18 protein-coding genes and 1 other RNA gene are annotated in these 17,978 nt (G+C 71.4%); 3 read left to right on the forward strand and 16 right to left on the reverse strand.

Features of this window, described 5'->3' with window-relative positions:
• Positions 1–35: 35 nt before the first annotated feature.
• Complete coding sequence (gene hppD, locus CWN80_RS01730; RefSeq protein ID WP_128276768.1) at positions 36–1,256, reverse strand: 4-hydroxyphenylpyruvate dioxygenase; 1,221 nt, start codon at positions 1,254–1,256, stop codon at positions 36–38.
• Positions 1,257–1,363: 107 nt separating this feature from the next.
• On the opposite strand from hppD, the gene CWN80_RS01735 reads away from it, so the two are divergent.
• Entirely contained in the window at positions 1,364–1,876 is a 513-nt protein-coding gene (locus CWN80_RS01735) for an Lrp/AsnC family transcriptional regulator (protein ID WP_128276769.1), read from the forward strand.
• Between the two features lie 112 nt (positions 1,877–1,988).
• Here CWN80_RS01735 and CWN80_RS01740 read toward each other — a convergent pair whose 3' ends face one another.
• From CWN80_RS01740 to CWN80_RS01770, 7 genes are all read right to left on the reverse strand, one after another.
• The gene (locus CWN80_RS01740; protein WP_007924637.1) at positions 1,989–2,396 is read right to left on the reverse strand and encodes a hypothetical protein; all 408 of its coding nucleotides are present in this window, start codon (positions 2,394–2,396) and stop codon (positions 1,989–1,991) included.
• A gap of 45 nt (positions 2,397–2,441) precedes the next feature.
• Positions 2,442–4,202, reverse strand: a complete 1,761-nt coding sequence (locus CWN80_RS01745; RefSeq protein ID WP_007924635.1) for a DEAD/DEAH box helicase — start codon at positions 4,200–4,202, stop codon at positions 2,442–2,444.
• A gap of 73 nt (positions 4,203–4,275) precedes the next feature.
• Entirely contained in the window at positions 4,276–5,058 is a 783-nt protein-coding gene (locus tag CWN80_RS01750; protein WP_007924633.1) for a thioesterase family protein, read from the reverse strand.
• 8 nt (positions 5,059–5,066) lie between these two features.
• Positions 5,067–5,375 carry a DUF3039 domain-containing protein gene (locus tag CWN80_RS01755; protein ID WP_007924631.1) on the reverse strand — a complete coding sequence of 103 codons (309 nt, stop codon included), beginning with the start codon at positions 5,373–5,375 and terminating at the stop codon, positions 5,067–5,069.
• Positions 5,376–5,544: 169 nt separating this feature from the next.
• Positions 5,545–6,102 (reverse strand): YqgE/AlgH family protein, encoded by a 558-nt coding sequence (locus CWN80_RS01760; protein WP_007924628.1) that lies wholly within the window; start codon positions 6,100–6,102, stop codon positions 5,545–5,547.
• Between the two features lie 9 nt (positions 6,103–6,111).
• A complete protein-coding gene (locus CWN80_RS01765; protein WP_128276770.1) occupies positions 6,112–7,959 on the reverse strand; it encodes a DEAD/DEAH box helicase in 1,848 nt (615 codons plus the stop codon).
• A gap of 104 nt (positions 7,960–8,063) precedes the next feature.
• Positions 8,064–8,420: a VanZ family protein gene (locus CWN80_RS01770; RefSeq protein ID WP_007924625.1), complete on the reverse strand. Its 357-nt coding sequence runs from the start codon at positions 8,418–8,420 to the stop codon at positions 8,064–8,066.
• Positions 8,421–8,481: 61 nt separating this feature from the next.
• Here CWN80_RS01770 and trxA point away from each other — a divergent pair, with 61 nt between their 5' ends.
• Together trxA and CWN80_RS01780 are read left to right on the forward strand one after the other, a co-directional pair.
• On the forward strand, positions 8,482–8,853 hold the full coding sequence (gene trxA / locus CWN80_RS01775; RefSeq protein WP_040880585.1) for a thioredoxin: 372 nt from the start codon (positions 8,482–8,484) through the stop codon (positions 8,851–8,853).
• An 84-nt stretch (positions 8,854–8,937) separates the two neighbouring features.
• Positions 8,938–9,108, forward strand: a complete 171-nt coding sequence (locus CWN80_RS01780; protein WP_007924619.1) for a CsbD family protein — start codon at positions 8,938–8,940, stop codon at positions 9,106–9,108.
• 131 nt (positions 9,109–9,239) lie between these two features.
• Here CWN80_RS01780 and ssrA read toward each other — a convergent pair.
• From ssrA to CWN80_RS01820, 8 genes are all read right to left on the reverse strand, one after another.
• Positions 9,240–9,606, reverse strand: a transfer-messenger RNA (tmRNA) gene (gene ssrA / locus CWN80_RS01785).
• Positions 9,607–9,698: 92 nt separating this feature from the next.
• Complete coding sequence (smpB, locus tag CWN80_RS01790; protein WP_007924617.1) at positions 9,699–10,181, reverse strand: SsrA-binding protein SmpB; 483 nt, start codon at positions 10,179–10,181, stop codon at positions 9,699–9,701.
• Positions 10,182–10,268: 87 nt separating this feature from the next.
• Entirely contained in the window at positions 10,269–11,660 is a 1,392-nt protein-coding gene (locus CWN80_RS01795) for a M23 family metallopeptidase (protein ID WP_083853594.1), read from the reverse strand.
• A 63-nt stretch (positions 11,661–11,723) separates the two neighbouring features.
• Entirely contained in the window at positions 11,724–12,629 is a 906-nt protein-coding gene (gene ftsX, locus CWN80_RS01800) for a permease-like cell division protein FtsX (protein ID WP_007924615.1), read from the reverse strand.
• Positions 12,626–13,471 carry a cell division ATP-binding protein FtsE gene (ftsE, locus tag CWN80_RS01805; protein ID WP_007924614.1) on the reverse strand — a complete coding sequence of 282 codons (846 nt, stop codon included), beginning with the start codon at positions 13,469–13,471 and terminating at the stop codon, positions 12,626–12,628. Before ftsE ends, ftsX begins: the two co-directional genes overlap by 4 nt.
• 111 nt (positions 13,472–13,582) lie before the next feature.
• Positions 13,583–14,815: a contact-dependent growth inhibition system immunity protein gene (locus CWN80_RS01810; protein ID WP_007924613.1), complete on the reverse strand. Its 1,233-nt coding sequence runs from the start codon at positions 14,813–14,815 to the stop codon at positions 13,583–13,585.
• Positions 14,816–14,828: 13 nt separating this feature from the next.
• The gene (locus tag CWN80_RS01815) at positions 14,829–17,561 is read right to left on the reverse strand and encodes a hypothetical protein (RefSeq protein WP_128276771.1); all 2,733 of its coding nucleotides are present in this window, start codon (positions 17,559–17,561) and stop codon (positions 14,829–14,831) included.
• Complete coding sequence (locus CWN80_RS01820; RefSeq protein WP_128276772.1) at positions 17,558–17,977, reverse strand: hypothetical protein; 420 nt, start codon at positions 17,975–17,977, stop codon at positions 17,558–17,560. The genes CWN80_RS01815 and CWN80_RS01820 overlap by 4 nt, the downstream gene beginning before the upstream one ends.
• Between the last annotated feature and the right edge of the window lies 1 nt (position 17,978).

Below are 17,978 nucleotides of genomic sequence, written 5' to 3' on the forward strand. Positions count from 1 at the left end.
ACAGGCGCCCTTCCCCGCTCCCGGACCCGTGCGCGTCAGAGGTTGCCGCGCTTGTCCTGCTCGCGCTCGATGGACTCGAAGAGCGCCTTGAAGTTGCCCTTGCCGAAGCCGAGCGAGCCGTGCCGCTCGATGATCTCGAAGAAGACCGTCGGGCGGTCACCGAGCGGCTTGGTGAAGATCTGCAGCAGGTAGCCGTCCTCGTCGCGATCGACGAGGATCTTGCGCTTCTTCAGCTCCTCGATGGGGACGCGGACCTCGCCGATGCGGGCGCGCATCTCGGGGTCGTCGTAGTAGGCGTCGGGGGTGTCGAGGAACTCGACGCCCTCCGTGGTCAGCTCGTCGACGGTGCGCAGGATGTCGTTGGTCGCGAGCGCGAGGTGCTGGGCACCGGGCCCGGTGTAGAACTCGAGGTACTCGTCGATCTGCGACTTCTTCTTGGCGATCGCGGGCTCGTTGAGGGGGAACTTCACGCGGTGGTTGCCGTTGGCGACGACCTTGGACATCAGGGCCGAGTACTCGGTCGCGATGTCGTCACCGACGAACTCGGCCATGTTGACGAAGCCCATGACCCGGTTGTAGAAGGCGACCCATTCGTCCATCTTGCCGAGCTCGACGTTGCCGACGATGTGGTCGAGCGCCTGGAAGAGCCGCTTGGGAGCGCCGTCGCGCTTGACGAAGTTGGAGGACCTCTCGACGTAGCCCGGCAGGTAGGCCCCGGCGTAGGTCTGGCCGTCGATGGTGCGCTGCACGAGGGTGTGCCGGGTCTCGCCGTAGGTCGCGATCGCGCCGATGCGCACCGAGCCGTGCTCGTCGCTGACCGTCTCGGGCTCCTGGAGGACCGTGGCGCCAGCCGCCTTGGCCTGGGCGATGCACTTGTCGACGTCGGGCACCTCGAGCGAGATGTCGACGACGCCGTCGCCGTGCTTGGCGTGGTGGGCGATGAGCGGGCTGTCGGGGCTCACCGCGCCCTTGACGACGAAGCGGATCGAGCCGGACTTGAGGACGAAGGCCTTGTGGTCGCGGTTGCCGTGCTCGGGGCCGGAGTAGCCGACGAGCTCCATGCCCCAGGCGCTCTGGTAGTAGTGCGCCGTCTGCGTCGCATTGCCGACGACGAAGACGATCGCGTCCCAGCCCGTCACGGGGAAGGGGTCGCGCTCCTCGTCGTACTCGACGAGCCCGACGAGCTGCTTGAGCTGGTCGAGGTCGAGCTCGGCCTCGCGCTCCTGCCTGGTGAGTTCAACCGCGGTGTTGGACATGGGCTCAGGATCATCACCGCCACCGCCGTGTGCAACCGGCCCCCATCCCGGTGCGCATGCTGCGCAATCTGTTGCCATGATTGACGCCTGGAGGCGACAATCTGACCATGCCGACTCCCCCTTCGCGCCCACCGGCCATCGACGAGCTCGACGCCCGCCTGCTCGCACTGCTCGCCGAGCGGCCGTCGATCGGGGTGCTCGGGGCGAGCCGTGAGCTCGGGGTGGCCCGCGGCACCGTGCAGGCTCGGCTCGACCGCCTCCAGACGAAGGGGGTCATCCGCACCTTTGCACCGACGCTCGACCCGGCCTCGCTCGGCTACCCGGTCACGGCACTGTGCACCCTCGAGATCCGTCAGCGGCTGGGGCACCAGGCCGTGGTCGACCACCTCATGGCGATCCCCGAGGTGCTGGAGATCCACTCGACGACCGGGGTCGGTGACCTCATCATCCGGATCGTCGCGATGGACAATGCGGACCTGGGCAGGGTCATCGACGAGATCATCGATGACACGCACGTGGTGCGCGCCAGCACGTCGATCGCGCTCGTCACCCACCTGGAGATGCGTACCGGCCCCCTCGTCGAGGCAGCGGCCCACCGCCCCACCACCCCCGGGCCCTGAGGAGGTCGCCCCGCGACCGCCCCACCACCCCCGGGCCCTGAGGAGGTCGCCCCGCGACCGTCCCACCACCCCCGTGCCCTGAGGAGGTCGCCCCGCGACCGTCTCGAAGGGCTCAGATCTTGTCGGCGAGCAGCATCCACGCCAGGGCGATGGTCCCGAGGGCCGTGCCGATGTGCGCGATCTGCGACAGCCCGGGACCGCGCGTCCACGAGTCGCCGTGGAAGGCCTCGGCGTGCCGCGAACCGCTGCGACGCCACCGCCCGAGGAAGCTCAGGCCGATGAGCGAGGCGATGACCATGCAGATGATCGCCAGCCAGGTCGCGCCCGTGGACGTGTGCACGTCGAGCAGCCGGAGTGCGATGAGCCCGAGCCCGACGACGAGCGTGATCGAGTGGACGTTGAGCACCCACCCGGAGAAGTCGGTCATCCCCTGCTCGCCCTTGGAGCGCCGCAGACGGAGCGGGGTCAGGACGAGCACGAGCACGCCCAGGGCCACGAGGATCCACGCGAAGACGGTCATGCCCCCATGATGCCCGGGCGCTGTCCCGGATAGGGGCAGAGCGCGTCAGCGTCGGCCGACGAACCAGCGCCGGATCCGCTCGATCCGCTCGGTCACCTGCTCGCTCGACGCCTGGGCGAGCTCCGGTCCGCCGCAGGCCCGACGCAGGTCCATGTGGATGTTGGCGTGGGGCGAGCCGGTCTTCGTGGCATAGGCCGCGACGAGCTTGTTGAGCTCCTTGCGCTGGGCCGCGAGGGCACGATGGGCCGCCATCGGGGCGTCGTCGTCCTTGCGGGTGCGACCGGTCTTCTTCGACTGCTTGGTCTGCCGCTCGGTGAGCAGGGCGTGCACCTGGTCCGGCTCGAGCAGACCGGGCAGACCCAGGTAGTCCTGCTCGTCCTCGGAGCCGACCTCGGCGTGCAGACCGAACTGCTGCTTGTCGTAGAGCACGTGGTCGAAGTGCGCGTCGGACTCGAGCGCCTCGAAGGAGCCGAGCAGGTCGTCGCTCGCCCCGTCGGCGCGGTTGGCGGCGGCGAGCATGCCCTCCTCCTCCGACCACAGCGGAGCCTCGTCGTCGGCGGCCTCCGGCCGGTCGAGGGCGTGGTCGCGCTGCTCCTCGAGCGTGCCGGCGTGGGCGAGGATCACCGGGACGCTCGGCAGGAAGACGCTCGCGGTCTCGCCGCGGCCGCGGGCCCGCACGAAGCGCCCCACGGCCTGGGCGAAGAAGAGCGGCGTCGACGTGGACGTCGCGTACACGCCGACGCACAGTCGGGGCACGTCGACCCCTTCGCTCACCATCCGCACGGCGACGAGCCATCGTGACGTGCTCGCGGAGTAGTCCTCGATCTTCTGCGAGGCGCCGTTGTCGTCGGAGAGGACGACGGTCGGCTTCTCGCCGGTGAGCTCGGTGAGGATCCGCGCGTAGGCGCGGGCCTGCGTCTGGTTGGTCGCGATGACCATGGCGCCGGCGTCGGGCACGCCCCGGCGCACCTCGGTGAGCCGCTTGTCGGCGGCGGCGAGCACCGACGGGATCCACTCCCCCTTCGGGTCGAGCGCAGTGCGCCAGGCCTGCGCGACGAGGTCCTTGGTCATCGGCTCGCCGAGGCGGGCGGCCACCTCGTCGCCGGCACGGGTGCGCCAGCGCATCGCCCCGCCGTAGGCCATGAAGAGCACCGGCCGCACCACGCCGTCGCGCAGGGCCTCGGAATAGCCGTAGGTGTAGTCGCTGCTCGAGCGCAGGATCCCGTCGTCGCCGTACTCGTAGCCGACGAAGGGGATGGGATTGGTGTCGGAGCGGAAGGGGGTGCCCGTGAGCGAGAGGCGGCGGGTCGCCGGCTCGAAGGCCTGCCGGATGCCGTCGCCCCACGACTTGTTGTCACCGCCGTGGTGGATCTCGTCGAGGATGACGAGGGTGCGCTCGGCCCGGGTGCGGCTCTCGTGGACCGAAGGGCGGGAGGCCACCTGGGCGTAGGTGACGGCGACCCCGTCGTAGTCGCTCGAGGTCACCGCGGTGGTGTTGGAGAACTTCGGGTCGAGGTGGATGCCGACCCGACCGGCCGCGTCGGCCCACTGGGTCTTGAGGTGCTCGGTCGGCGCGACGACGGTCACGCCGGTCACCTCACCGGCGGAGAGGAGCTCCGCGGCGACGCGCAGGGCGAAGGTCGTCTTGCCGGCACCCGGGGTCGCGACGGCGAGGAAGTCGGTGCGCCCGGACTCGAGGTAGAGCTTGAGCGCCTCGGCCTGCCAGGCCCGCAGCGCGCCGGCGGTACCCCACGCCGCCCGCCTCGGGAAGGCGGGTGACAGGTGGGACGCAGCAGACTGACTCATCGCTGGGCCACTGTAGATCGCCCGGGTGACAGGACCGAAAACCGCCGGGCGAAGGGAGCCCCGCTCGCCCCGATCACGCCCCCGCGTTTATCGCGACCATGGTCTGCAGACCGATGCCGATGTCGCCGTGGACGTCGGCGAGGCCGGTGTGGACCGTGCCGCCGTGGCCGGGGGTCGCGAGGGCCTGCGAGCTCATCCGGACCCATTCCCCTTCGGGGTCACGGTCGAGGGCGACGTGCAGGTCGCAGTTGATGTACGTGTGCCGCCGCGGGTCGAGCGTCATGGTGATGCCACCGCCGGAGTCGGCGAGGACGAGGGCGCGCTCCCACGGCGTCGGCTCCTCGTCGGGCAGCAGCGGGATGAGCTGGCGCCCCCACGCCACGGCGGTGCCACCGGCGCCCACTCCCCCGTCGACGAAGCGCCACTCGATGGCGCTGATGTACCCGTCGGCGTGCATGCCGGGCAGGTCGAGCCGCCCCTGCCCGTCCGGCTCCGCCACGGGGTCGGGCGCGTCGCCGCGCCATCCGGCCAGCCGCGGGAAGTCCTCGGGGGCCCGCCGCACGCGCCAGGCTCGCGCGACGGCAGCAGGTCGACCGTCGACCGAGGCCGTGGCCTGGAGCAGCTGCATCGACCGACCGCCGCGCAGCACCTCGACGTCGACGGTGACCGGCGCGACCGGGATCGGCCCGAGGATGTCCAGGCGCACGTCCGCCAGCCGGGTGGCCGGGTCGGGGTCGTGCCGCACCATCGCCCGCGCGAGCAGGGCGGCAGGAGGCCCGGCGTGCTGGGCGTGCGGGCTCCACGGCCCGGCGGTGGAGGGCAGTGTCTCGTCGAGCTGACGGTAGAAGGAGCCCACGTCGCCGATCAGTCCTCGCCGTCCTCGGGCGCACGGAGACCGTCGTAGATTTCCTTGCAGATGGGGCACACCGGGAACTTCTCGGGGTCACGTCCGGGCACCCAGGTCTTGCCGCACAGCGCCTTGACGGGCTCGCCGGACAGCGCGCTCTCGAGGATCTTCTCCTTGCGCACGTAGTGGCTGAAGCGCTCGTGGTCGCCGGGCTCGGCCAGCTGCGGGGCCGGCTCGGTCCGCTCGAGGACGGCGGTCGAGGTGGAGGGGCCACCGGGCTCGGCGATCGGGCCTCCGGGCTGACTGGGGTCGGCTGGCGTGCTCATGCCCCCATCGTAGGCGCGTGCCCTCCCCCGACCCGGAGTGACGTCATGGCCAGGACACCCTGTCACGGCACGAAGGGTGGCAGCGACCGCCCTCCCGCTCCCTGAGGAGGTCGCGCAGCGACCGTCCTCCCGCTCCCTGAGGAGGTCGCGCAGCGACCGTATCGAAGGGTCAGTTCAGGTCGGGGTCGACCGGGTAGGTCGAGACCCAGCCGAGCGAGCCGGGCTGACGCCGCAGCACCCGCCGCCACAGGGTGGCCGGGTCCTCGTCGAAGATGTCAGCGACCTCGACGTCGACGACGTACCAGCCACCGCGCGCCCGCTCGTCGGCGAGCTGCGAGGCGCTCCACCCGGAGTATCCGGCGAAGATCCGCAGCGCGCTCACCTGGGGCCAGATGATCTCCTGCGGGCTGTCGAGGTCGACGAGCGAGATGGCGCCGAAGAGCCGCCGCACGCCGGGCGGTTCCTCGGCATCACCCGGCAGGCCGACGAGGCCGATGGCCGAGTCGAGCTGGACCGGTCCGCCCTGGAAGACCCGCTGGGGCCGGCTCGACCCCTGCTGCCACCCGGGCAGCACGTCGTCGACAGGCGTGTCGAGCGGCTTGTTGAGGATCACCCCTTCGGCCGTGTCCTCGTCGTGCTGGAGCACGAGGACCACGCTGCGGGCGAAGAGGTCGTCCGTGAGGTCCGGTGTCGCCACGAGCAGCTTGCCGGCGAGCGAGGTCTCCATACCCAGACCCTAGTCGCGGGGGCGACCCCGGTAGCCACCCTGTCGGCCACCCCGACCGCCGCCACGGTGGTCGCGGGCACCGCGGGGGCCGCGGGTCCCCGAGTGGCGTCGCGCCGGTCGCGGGTCGACGAGCTTGCGGAAGTCGGCGTCGGAGATCGGGACGCCGCTCGGCTCGACGGCACCGAGGTCGGTGAGCACCTCGTCGTCGAGAGTGGTGCGCGTCGGTCGGGCCTCCAGACCGGCCTGGTCGGCCATCCGGGTGACCTCCTTGCGCTGGTGGGGCAGGACCAGCGTGACGACACTGCCCTTCTCGCCCGCACGAGCGGTGCGCCCGGCGCGGTGGAGGTAGTCCTTGTGGTCACCCGGCGGGTCGACCTGCATGACGAGGGAGACGTCGTCGACGTGGATGCCGCGCGCGGCGACATCGGTGGCCACGAGCACGGGCAGCGTGCCCGTGCGGAAGGCACCGATCGTCTTGTTGCGCTGCGACTGGCTCAGCCCGCCGTGCAGCGGCGCTGCCGCCACGCCCGCCTCGCGCAGCTCCCCGGCGATCCGCTCGCAGCCGAGCTTGGTGCGGGCGAAGACGACGGTGCGGCCGGGGCGCGAGGCGATCCGGGCGGTGATCTGCTTCTTGATGTTGGGCTCGATGAGCATGAGGTGGTGCTCCATGGTCGAGACGCTCGCGGCCGCCTCGTCGGTGCTGTGCGTCACCGGGTCGCTCATGTAGGCCTCGACGAGGTCACCGACGCCGCGGTCGAGCGTCGCCGAAAACAGCAGCCGCTGCCCACCGGGGGCGCACTCGTCGAGGATCCGGGTGACGGAGGGCAGGAAGCCCATGTCGGCCATGTGGTCGGCCTCGTCGAGCACGGCGACCTCGACCGCGTCGAGCGTCAGCGCCCCACGGTCGAGCAGGTCGACGAGTCGGCCGGGCGTCGCGATGAGCACGTCGACACCCTTGTCGAGGGCGGCCGTCTGCCCGGTGTACGACAGGCCACCGGCGACCAGCTTGATCCGCAGCCCGCTCACGTGAACCAGCGGCTCGAGCGAGTCGCTCACCTGCATGGCGAGCTCACGGGTGGGCACGAGGACCAGCCCGCGCGGCTTGCGGCTGCGGGCCCGACCGCCGGCGAGGCGGGCGAGCATCGGCAGGCCGAAGGCGAGGGTCTTGCCCGAGCCGGTCTGCCCACGGCCGAGCACGTCCTTGCCTGCGAGGGCGTCGGGGATCGCGGCGGCCTGGATGGCGAAGGGGGTGGTGATGGCGTCGCGGGCGAGACGCTCCACGAGCACCTCGGGCAGGCCCAGCGCTGCGAAGCCGTTGTCCTCGGCGACCTCGACCGGGCCGCTCAGCGAGCTGCGGGCCGACGAGGTCCAGGTGTCGGCCTCCTGGCGCAGCGCCTCCGGGTCCTCGACGTGCTCGGTCCGCGGGGCGAAGCCGCGCCGAGCCTGCTCGCGCTCGAAGCGCGGGGCCGGACCACGGCGCCGGTCGTCGCGACGCTGGTACCCACCACGATCATCCCGACGCTGTCCGCCATCGCGGTCATCCCGACGCTGGTACCCACCACGGTCATCGCGACGCTGTCCGCCATCGCGGTCATCCCGACGCTGGTACCCACCGCGGTCATCCCGACGCTGCCAGGTGCGCGACCCACGGTCTTCGCTGCCGTCCCGACGCACGCGCTTGGGGCGCTCGCCGGCCGGGGCGTCCTCGCGGTCGCGCCAGCGGTCCTTGCCGCGGGGGGCCTCGGTGGGGGCCTGACCGCGGTGGTAGGGCTTCTTCGGCGCCTTGGCGGCCGCCTTCTTCTTCGCGGCAGCGTTCTTCTGCGCGGTGGTCCAGCGGGGCTTCTTCTTCGCAGGCACGGGTGATCCTTCGTCTCTCACTGAAATGGGTAAACCCGCACACACAGGGCGCGGGCGACGTCAGTGGTCGGAAGCGATCGTGCGAGTTCCTCGAGGCGGCGACGTCACGGTCGCCGAACGACAAATAGTACCCCTATTGCGGCCGCGGCCACACCGACGAGGTCAGCGGCGACGTCCCACGGGTCGCCGGACCGGTCCGCGAGCAGCCGGTGCTGGATGACTTCGCTCACAGGTGCGTGCACCGCGCAGGCCAGCGCCACCCACGGCCACCACGACCGGCGACCGAGACCCGTCACGAGCACCGGCAGACCGAAGACCACGGCGTGGGCTGCCTTGTCCCCGTGCGGGATCGGCGACGGCGGACCCGGCGCGGTCGGCAGGTAGAGCACGACGAGCTGGAGGACGACGACGCTCACCAGGGCGGCGAGGAGGGGCCACGGGCGGGTCGGGGTCAGGCGCACCGGGCCAGCACAGCACACCGCGCGTCGCCGCCGGCCCCCAGGTCGGCCTATGGTGGAGGTCATGAGCAAGATCACCGACCTCGATCTCGAGAGCTTCCGCTCCGCCGTCAGCGGCGAAGGGACGGTCATCGTCGACTTCTGGGCGAGCTGGTGCGGCCCCTGCCGCCAGTTCGCGCCCGTCTTCGAGGAGGCCGCGGACAGCCGCGACGACATCACCTTTGCGAAGGTCGACATCGACGACAACCCCGAGCTGGCCTCGCTGGCCAAGGTCTCGTCCGTCCCCACTCTCATGGCCTTCCGTGACGGCATCCTGCTGCACCAGAGCGCCGGCGCCCTGCCCAAGGCGCAGTTCCAGCAGCTGCTCGACGCCGTCCAGGACGTCGACATGGACGAGGTCAAGGCGCAGGTCGCCGCGGCCGAAGCCACGAGCTGAGCGCTCCCCCCTTCGACGAAGGGGGTGGCGCCGCCGCCCCTCGTGTGGTTGCGTGGAGGTCCACCCACCACCACAGGAGGCACCATGGGGATCGGCGACAAGATCGACAACGCCAAGGACCAGCTCGCCGGCAAGGCCAAGGGCGCGGCGGGCGACACCACCGACAACGAGGACCTGCAGGCCGAGGGCAAGGTCCAGGAGACCAAGGGCGACCTCAAGGCCGCCGGCGAAAAGGTCAAGGACGCCTTCAAGTGACCTGCTGACCCACGACACGACGAAGGGCGGGGCCGTCACGGTCCCGCCCTTCGTCGTGCTCACGCATCCACGGAGCACGACCGGACGGACCGAGTCCGTGCCGAGCGTGCGCCTACGTGACGTGCCCACGATGGTGGAGGTGGCGGGAATCGAACCCGCGTCCACTGGCAGACAATCAGGGCTTCTCCGGGTGCAGTGCGCTATGGATTTTCTCGGCCCCGGGGCTCGCACGCACACGTTCCCCGACAGGCCCAGTCACGTAGGAGTCCCGCGATGTCCCGTGACCTGACACCGCAGCAAGATCTCTAGCTGACGCTGGGATCTAGGTCGAGATCACACCTAGGCCAACGGACTTCGGGCTCGCTCAGGCGGCGAGGGCGAAGTCGGTGCGCTTGGAATTGGCACCTATTGGGTTTGCACGGGGCGTTGACGAGATGACCGTGCATCCTCGACCCGCTTCCCCTGAAGGACCGGCCAATGTCGAAACCGATCACCCCCATGGGATGGACACGTCACGCTGTGGAGTTGTTGAGCCAGTATCCACTCAACGGCGGCGAGGACCAAACACATTCCCGCGTACCGCGAGCCGATCAGCCGCGCCGCTTGTAGCTGTCCGAGACCGCCCGTGCGGTCTCGCGCTGGTCCTGCCGCTCACGCAGCGCGTGGCGCTTGTCGTAGGCCTTCTTGCCCGTGGCCGTGGCAATCTCGACCTTGACCCGGCCGTTCTTGAAGTACAGCGACAGCGGGACGATGGTGCGACCGCTCCCCTGCACCTTGGTGGCGATCTTGTCGAGCTCGGCGCGGTGCAGCAGCAGCTTGCGGCGGCGCCGCGGGGTGTGGTTGGTCCAGGTGCCCTGGACGTACTCGGGGATGTGGACACCCTCGAGCCACAGCTCGTCGCCGTAGAAGATCGCATAGCCGTCGACGAGGCTGGCCCGCCCCATGCGCAGCGCCTTGACCTCGGTGCCCATGAGCGCGAGGCCGGCCTCGTAGGTGTCCTCGATGAGGTAGTCGTGCCGGGCCTTGCGGTTGCGGGCGACGACGAGCTCGCCCTCGGCGGTCTTCTTGGCCATGGGTGCTCTCCCCCCTTCGCTGTGGTGTGACGGGACACGGTACCCCGCGCCCCCGACAGCAGTCGCGTGGATTGGGGCGAAGGGAGGTCAGAGCCAGCCGCGCGGGTCGACCGGCGTGCCGTTGGTGCGGGTCTCGAAGTGCAGGTGGCAGCCCGTCGAGCTGCCGGTCGTGCCGGTGTACCCGATGACCTGGCCGCGTTTGACCTCGCCGCTGCGCACGGCGAAGGACTGGAGGTGGTTGTAGGTCGTGGAGAGCGAGACGCCCCGCTTGATGCCGTGGTCGACGACGATCTGGTTGCCGTACCCACCGGTCGACCCCGGCGGCAGCGCCATGACGACCTCGCCGTCGGCTGCCGCGTAGACCGGGCTGCCGCAGGCGCCGGCGTAGTCCCGGCCGGCGTGCAGACGCCACGTGTTGTAGATCGGGTGCAGGCGCAGGCCGAACTCGGAGCTCACGGGAGCATTGCTCGGGGCTTGGAGCACCCCGCTGCTCACCGGGGCCGGCGGGTTCGGGTCGCTCGTGCCGCCGCCACCGCTGCTCGAGTCGTCGGAGCTGCTGCGGGAGCGCTCGGCGCGGGCCCGAGCATCGGCCTCCCGCTTCTGCTGCTCCGCGCGCGCCTTGCGGATCTGGGCCTCCCGGATGCGGGCCTTGCGCGCGCGCTCCTCGAGGATCTTGGTCAGCTTGTCCGACTGGGCCTGGAGGCTGTCGACCTTCTTCTGGTCCTTCTTCTTCTCCCGGCGCAGGGCAGCCGACTGCGTCTCCTGGTCCTTCTCGAGGGATTCGAGGTCGGCCTGCTTCGCGTCGGCGCGGGTGCTGGCGTCACGCGCCGCGGTGAGCTTGGTCTGCTTGGTCGCCTTGGCGTCGCTCGTCTTCTGCCGCAGCGCCTTGAGGCGGTCGCCGCTGGAGACGAGGTTGGCGCGCGAGGTGCTCAGCTCCTCGAGGGCGGAGCTCTGCGTGTCGCCGACCGACTCGGCCATGATCATCTTGTCGACGAAGGCGCCGGGGTCCTCGCTGCCGACGGCGACGGACATCGTGCCGAGGCCCTGCTGCTGGTAGACCTGCCCGGCGAAGCCCGCGACCGCGCGACGCGAGCTCGACATCTTCGTGGTCGTGGTCCGCAGCTCCTTGACGGCCTTGTCCTCGTTGGCCTTGGCGAGGTCATAGGCGGCGACGGCATCGTCGTACTCGCCCTGGGCCTTCGTCTCGGCCTTCTCGGCTGCGGCAGCGGCGCTGCGCGCGCCGGGCAGCTTGGTGCGGGTGGCCTTGAGCTTGTCGTACGCAGCGACGAGCTCGGCGGAGGTGTCGTGCAGGTCGCCTCGGGCCTGCTTGAGGTCCTCGTCGACCTTGCTCTTGCGATCCTGCGGGTCCGGTTCGGCGGCCACGGCGTACCCGGCACCGGCGAAAAGGCACAGCGACAGCGCCGCACCCGTGAGAGCACGGGCGCGACGGGATGACGGGGCACGGGAGGGGCGTTGCATCGGGGTTAACGGTAGCCACGAAGCGGCCGGGAGGACAGGACCTGCGCCCCCCGGCGCGCCCCGTCAGACCTTGAGGTAGCGCCAGAGGGTCACAGTGGACGTCGCGATGGCGAGCACGACCACCCCGACGAGCAGGAAGGGCGCGACGATCCAGACGTCGTTGGCGGAGATGAAGGCGGTCCCCGCGTTTTCCTGCAGCAGGTACCGGTCGAAGAGGGCCCAGGCGGAGACCCAGAGCAGGCCGATCGCCATCACCGCCCCGATGAGCCCTGACGCGACGGTCTCGATGATGAAGGGGGTGCGGATCGTGCGGTTGGAGGCACCGACGAGCTTCATGATCGCGATCTCGCGTCGACGGGTGAAGGCGGCCTGCCGGATCGTCGTCGCCATGAGGAGCACGGCCGAGACGAGGGTCAGGGCCGCGAGACCGATCATCACGGCGGTGATGATGTTGATGGCGCGGAAGAGCGGGGCGAAGACCTCGCGCAGGTTGGGCACGCTCGCCACACCGGGCGCCCCGTCGAAGGCGGAGGCGACCGTCTCGAACTCCTCCGGGTCCGACAGCTGCACCCGGTAGCTCGGCGGGATGTCGCCGACCCGGATGTTGCCGGCGAGCGGTGAGTTCTTGTAGTCCTGCTTGAAGCGCTTGTAGGCCTCCTCCTCGGACTCGTAGTAGACGTCCTTGACGAGGGGCTTCATCTCCTCGAGCTGTGCGGCGACCGATGCCTTCTGGTCCTCGGTCGCGGCCCCGCCGGAGCAGTTGGGCTGCGACGAGGTGTCGGTGCACATGTAGATCGAGACCTGGACGCGGTCGTACCAGTACCCCTTCATCTGGTCGACCTGGCGCTGGGCGAGCAGGCCGACCCCGAGGAGGTAGAGGGAGATCATCGTCACGAGGATCACCGAGACGGCGATGGACTTGTTGCGCCGCAGGCCCTCCCAGGCGTCGGCGAAGACCGAGGGCTTCATCGCAGCAGGTCCTCCGCGTCGTCGTCCCACTCGTCCAGGGCGTGCACCTCGCCGATCGGTCGGTCCTCCTGGGGCGGGAGCGCCCCGTCGTCGTGGTGGTCTCGCTCGTCGTGGGCGCGCACGGCCTCCCGCTCGTCGCGGTCGCGTGAGTCGACGACCTTGGGCACGTAGCTGCCACCCTCCTCGTCGCGGATGATGTGGCCGTCCTCGAGCTCGATGACCCGCTTCTGCAGCTCGTCGACGATGACGTTGTCGTGGGTGGCCATGACGATGGTCGTGCCGGAGTCGTGGATGCGGCGCAGCAGCTGGACGATGTCCAGGCTCGTCGCCGGGTCGAGGTTGCCGGTGGGCTCGTCGGCCAGGAGGATCGGCGGCTTGTTGACCACTGCCCGCGCGATGGCGACGCGCTGCTGCTCGCCACCCGAGAGCTCGTGCGGCATCCGCTTCTCCATCCCGGCCAGCCCGACGAGCTCGAGGGTCTCGGGGACGAGGGCTCGGATGGCGCGTCGGGGCCGGCCGATGACTTGCAGGGCGTAGGCGACGTTCTGCTGGACCGTCTTGTTGGGCAGCAGACGGAAGTCCTGGAAGATCGTGCCGACCTGACGGCGCAGCTGCGGCACCTTGCGGTGCGGCATCCTGCGCAGGTCGTGCCCACCGACGAGCAGCCGGCCGGAGCTGACGATCTCCTCGCGGATGGTCAGGCGCACGAGGGTCGACTTGCCGGAACCGGAGGCGCCGACGATGAAGGCGAACTCGCCGCGCTCGATGTTGAGGTCGATCCCGTCGAGCGCCGGACGGCTCTGGTTGGGGTACCTCTTGGTGACGTTCTCGAAACGGATCATCAGGTGCTCGGGGCCTTACGCGGGACGAAGGGGGCAAAGGGCCGCCTGCAGGATATGTCGCATCGCTGCACGGCCGTGACACCCACGTGACCTCGGCGCGTTAGGCGCTGCTCACGACGCGCCGCCGGTGCCCGGGACGACCGGACGGAGCAGGTCGGCGACCCTGCGGGCCTCACCGAGGGTGAAGCCCGTCCGGGTGTCGTACTCGTCCTCCCCGAGCTCCTGCACGGCCTCGAGGATGTTGGCCCTCAGGAAGCGGCGGGCGAAGGATGGCTCGGGCGTGTCCCGACCCACCGGCGTGAAGATCCGCGTTCGTGCCGTGGCGATGCTGACCCCTCCGTCGCGCTCCCCCGCCCACAGCACGTGCTGACCGATGGCCAAGCGCGCCTGCTCGACATCCGTCAGATCACGACCGCCCGCCGCGGAGCACATCATCCCGGAGACGAACTCGACGACGCTGCAGCCGATGACCACACCCACCGGCGGCACCTTCACCACCGAGCTGACCTGCTGCCCCACCAGGTCCGCGTATGGCGCGACGGGGACGACCGAGCGGTCGCGGGCCCGAGCCGCGACCATCTCGAGGAACTCACGCGCGCTGCGACCGTGGGCCTCGTAGGCGTAGCCGTTGTGCAGACGTCGCAAGGCCTCGTCGAGCCGTGGGCCGTCGGCCCGGGCGAGCAGCCGGTGCACCTCGTCGGGGATCCGCGCGCAAAACACCGGGTCCGCCGTGTACATCGAGATCACTGCTTCGGCGTCACCGAAGAGGTCTTCATACTCCTGGACGAAGCCCCCCGACAGCAGCTCCGCAAGAGATGGGTACTCGAGGTCAACGTCCACGAATGCCCCACCATCGTCGACGACGGGGGGCCTGCCCCGCCCGAGCCCCCGGTCCGCGGGGTCGAACTCCCAGTGGGGCAGCCGCCCCTCCCTGCGGCTCACCAGCCGGAGCGACCGCGTGGCCAGACGCAGCTGCATCCCCGCGTCGTACGCCACGAGGATGCTCTCCCCGACCGCCGGGGCGACGACATCCGCGCCCTCACCTCGAGCGAAGACCCGACCACGGCTCAGCGCCTGCACCAGAGCACCCGGGTAGCGGACCGAGCCGGCGCTCGTCCGGAGCACGAGCACCTTCCCACCCCTGGCACCGACACCGTCGACCTCCCCGAGCAACTCCCCGACCTCCAACGGGATACGCGCACAAAAGATCGGGTCCCCGGTGAAGGCGCTGACCACATCCCCCGGCGACTCGTGGAAGTCCCAGAAGTCCTGGTGGAAGCCCGAACCCATCAGGTCGGCGAGCGCCGGGTACCTGATGCGCGCGGCCAGCCAGGATTTGCTCATGTCGCACCCGCAGTCAGCGCTGCGGTGACCTGCTGAGCACGAAGGTCGTGTCGTCCTCGAGGCTGCCGAGGTCACCGAGCGTCTCCCGGGAGCGAGCCACGGCGTCGCGGACCCGCTCCTCGTCCTCGGCCTGCCACGAGGCGTGGAGCTGGTCGCGCCAGAGCATCTCGCTCAGCGGCTCGGCGAGCAGCCCCTTGCGGGCAGCCCACGAGGCGGCCTCGGGCTCACCGGCCCGCAGGTGACGCTGGGCGAGCTCGTGCGCGATGTCGGCGACCGCGGCACACATCTCGGCGCGGTCCACCGCGGCCCACCCGTACGTGCCGGGGGCCACCCCGTCGAAGGGAGTGCCGCTCACGAGCGTCAGCGCCGCCCGGAGGTTGCCGGAGTCCGCACCGGCGAGCGCGGCGCCGACGAGGGTGCGCAGCTGCTGCCAGTCGAGGAGGACGCCGGTGAGGGAGTACCGCCCGGACTGCACGCTGACGCCGGCCCCGGTGCCGAGCCATCGGTCGACCTGGTGAGCCGCCCAGGTGAGCGCGTCCTCGGTGACCCCGAGCGCTCCGGCTGCGCCCGGCGCGTCGGAGCCCGGGTGCAGGGCCAGCAGCGCGGCGAGCTCGGTCGCACGACCGGCGTCGGGCGGCGGCGTCCCGGTCCCCGCCACCTGGGGCCGGCCGAGGACCCGCACGTGCGCGGCGCGGTCGGTGCGCAGCTGGGAGATGTTGGTGGTCGCCTCGTCGACCTCGCTCGAGGGCACCCGGCGGCGCGGCACGGTCTGCGCCGTGAGGGCGTCGGCGCTGGACCCGGCGGTCCACTCCGGCCCGGGCACGTGCTCGCGCGTCGGGGTCCGCAGCACCTCGAGCAGGTCGTCGTAGCCGGGGCCCGCCAGCGAGGTCGGGCGCACGGCCATCCCCACCGGGGCGAGCACTGCGGCGAGGCTCCCCCGGTCGGATCGCACCGTGAGAGACCAGTCGGAGACACCTCGGGACGTCGTGACGACGGTGAGCGACCCCGCGGACGCCTCGACGAGGCCACGGAGCTGCTGTGTCTGGGCCCCGGTGAGGTCGGTGCCGACGAGGAGGACCTCGACTCCGCCCGGGCGCTGCGAGGTCAGGCGCTCGAGCACCTCCCCCGGGTCTGCGACGTGCCGGACCCTCGGGTCGTCGATGGCCTGCACGAGGTCACCGAGTGGCCCGACGACGGTGACCGCGGTGAGCCCGGTGTCCGAGGTGCCGAGATCGACGGCCAGGGCCGCGAGCACGGCCAGGGTCTCGTCGGGCCGACCGGCGAGCTCGAGCGCACCGATCTCGTCGAGGTTGAGGTAGATCCGTGCCCCGGCGTCGTCCTCGCCGATGGTCACGAGGGCGGGCCACACGGTGCGTCGGCTCGTGGGCGCCCCGATGAGCCGCCTGTCGAGCACCCAGGTCCCTCCCCCTGCCCCGACCCACGGGGCGGGGAGCTCGAGGTGCTCCTCGACGACGTACACCTCGATCTCCCGCGCCCCGAGGCGCGCCGCCCTCAGGGCGGGCAGGGTGGCGCCACACCTCTCGGCGAGCATCGTCAGCACCGCGTCGAGGTCCGCGTGGCCGGCGACGTCGGTCGTGGCGCGCAGCCACTGCTCGGCACGCGCTGCCGCGCCGGTCGGGACCACGACGCGCCACCCCGGGGGGCGGGTGCGGCGTTGCCGCCGGCGTCGGGCCTCGACGAGCGCGAGTGCCCCGGCGCCGCCGAGCAGGCCGAGACCCAGCGTCGCCGAGGGACCGCCACGATCGGCGAGCAGCCCCTGGGACCGCGCCTCGGAGGAAGAGCTGGCGACGGGACCCTCCCCCGGAGCCACCACCGGAGCCGGGCGCGCCCGGTCGCGGGCGGGGTCCGCAGACGTGTCAGCGGCGACGACCGGGGCCGGCGCAGGGGCCGCTCCCTGGTGGTCGGGCAGGACCACGGGGCCGGTGCCGATCCCGGAGACCTCGTGGTCGATGTCGCTGACGACGGCCCCGTCGGTCGCGGGCGCCTCGGGGGTCGCGGTGGCCTGGGCGGCAACCGGCACCATGACCCGCCACCCGGGGTGGATGTCGTCGGCAGAGGTGAGGACTCCCCCGTCCGGCTGGACGAGGTCGGCCGACGCCCGGACGAGCTCGGGGTACCGATCGCCGTCGCCGAGCTCGCGTTCGGCGATGTCCCACAGGGTGTCGCCGCTCTGCACGGTGACGACACGCCCTTCGCCACCGGCCACGACGACGTCTGACGCGCCGTCAGGCGTCATCGCCGCGGTCGCAGCATCGTGCGCGGCGTGCGTGACGGTGGTGACCGCAGCCGATGTGCTCGCGGGCGAGCTGGTCGGGGCAGCCGTCGCGGCGCTGGCTGGCGTCGCGGTGGCCGTGCCGAGGGCGACCATGGCGAGGACCGCCCCGGTCATCGCCGCCGCTCGGCCCTGCTGCCAGGACAGGCCCGGCAGCCGCGGTGCGGGGACGCCGCGGATCGCCGCGGGGATCTCGACGACGAAGGAGAGGGTGAGGCTCGCCCACACGAGCCAGCCGACGACGGTGATGATGCCGATGAGCAGGGTGCCGTCGTCCGGGCGGGTCAGCGCGTCGATGACCTCCTGGATCTGCGGGACCTCCGAAGGGAGCGGGTTGCCGCCGAGGACGACCAGCGCCACCGGCAGCCCGACGACGATGAGGACGATCCCGAGCAGCGAGAGCAGACCTCGCGCCAGGACTGACGCCCGGCTCCGCTGCGCCGCGCGGGTCACGGCGCGCCCCCGGGCCCAGCGCGCTCGAGGTCGACCTCGACCGTCGAGGTCAGCGTGTCGGGCTGGAGCACGGGCATGATCTTCGGCGACCACGGCTGCGAGGTCGTCACCGTCACCGTCGTGCCGTCGACCGACACGGTGCCGTCCATCCCCGTGGCGTCGAGGTACTCACGGGCTGCGCCGGCGGCCCGCGAGGGGTCGATCTGCGCGGCCCGACCCGAGATGGCGTCCGAGGTGATCTCCTGGGCCGCGGCCCGGCCGGCCTCGTTGGCCACCATCGTCACCCGGCGGGCCTCGTTCGCCTTGTCCGCGGAGTCGTAGACGACTCCGCCGGCCACCATGAGGGCACCGCCGATGACGACGGTCCACACGGCGACGTAGCCGCTCTCGTCCGCGAGGCGTCCGTGGTCGGTCATG

The sequence above is a fragment of the Janibacter hoylei PVAS-1 genome, from assembly GCF_004025845.1.
Classification (GTDB): Bacteria; Actinomycetota; Actinomycetes; order Actinomycetales; family Dermatophilaceae; genus Janibacter; species Janibacter hoylei.

Excerpts from the sequence above, each read along its gene's own strand:
- CWN80_RS01795 (WP_083853594.1), bottom strand. The coding sequence starts at position 11,660 with ATGCAACGCCCCTCCCGTGCCCCGTCATCCCGTCGCGCCCGTGCTCTC.
- smpB (WP_007924617.1), bottom strand. The coding sequence starts at position 10,181 with ATGGCCAAGAAGACCGCCGAGGGCGAGCTCGTCGTCGCCCGCAACCGC.
- CWN80_RS01780 (WP_007924619.1), top strand. The coding sequence starts at position 8,938 with ATGGGGATCGGCGACAAGATCGACAACGCCAAGGACCAGCTCGCCGGC.
- hppD (WP_128276768.1), bottom strand. The coding sequence starts at position 1,256 with ATGTCCAACACCGCGGTTGAACTCACCAGGCAGGAGCGCGAGGCCGAG.
- CWN80_RS01755 (WP_007924631.1), bottom strand. The coding sequence starts at position 5,375 with ATGAGCACGCCAGCCGACCCCAGTCAGCCCGGAGGCCCGATCGCCGAG.
- CWN80_RS01820 (WP_128276772.1), bottom strand. The coding sequence starts at position 17,977 with ATGACCGACCACGGACGCCTCGCGGACGAGAGCGGCTACGTCGCCGTG.
- CWN80_RS01810 (WP_007924613.1), bottom strand. The coding sequence starts at position 14,815 with ATGAGCAAATCCTGGCTGGCCGCGCGCATCAGGTACCCGGCGCTCGCC.
- CWN80_RS01760 (WP_007924628.1), bottom strand. The coding sequence starts at position 6,102 with ATGGAGACCTCGCTCGCCGGCAAGCTGCTCGTGGCGACACCGGACCTC.
- CWN80_RS01735 (WP_128276769.1), top strand. The coding sequence starts at position 1,364 with ATGCCGACTCCCCCTTCGCGCCCACCGGCCATCGACGAGCTCGACGCC.
- ftsE (WP_007924614.1), bottom strand. The coding sequence starts at position 13,471 with ATGATCCGTTTCGAGAACGTCACCAAGAGGTACCCCAACCAGAGCCGT.
- CWN80_RS01740 (WP_007924637.1), bottom strand. The coding sequence starts at position 2,396 with ATGACCGTCTTCGCGTGGATCCTCGTGGCCCTGGGCGTGCTCGTGCTC.
- trxA (WP_040880585.1), top strand. The coding sequence starts at position 8,482 with ATGAGCAAGATCACCGACCTCGATCTCGAGAGCTTCCGCTCCGCCGTC.
- CWN80_RS01745 (WP_007924635.1), bottom strand. The coding sequence starts at position 4,202 with ATGAGTCAGTCTGCTGCGTCCCACCTGTCACCCGCCTTCCCGAGGCGG.
- ftsX (WP_007924615.1), bottom strand. The coding sequence starts at position 12,629 with ATGAAGCCCTCGGTCTTCGCCGACGCCTGGGAGGGCCTGCGGCGCAAC.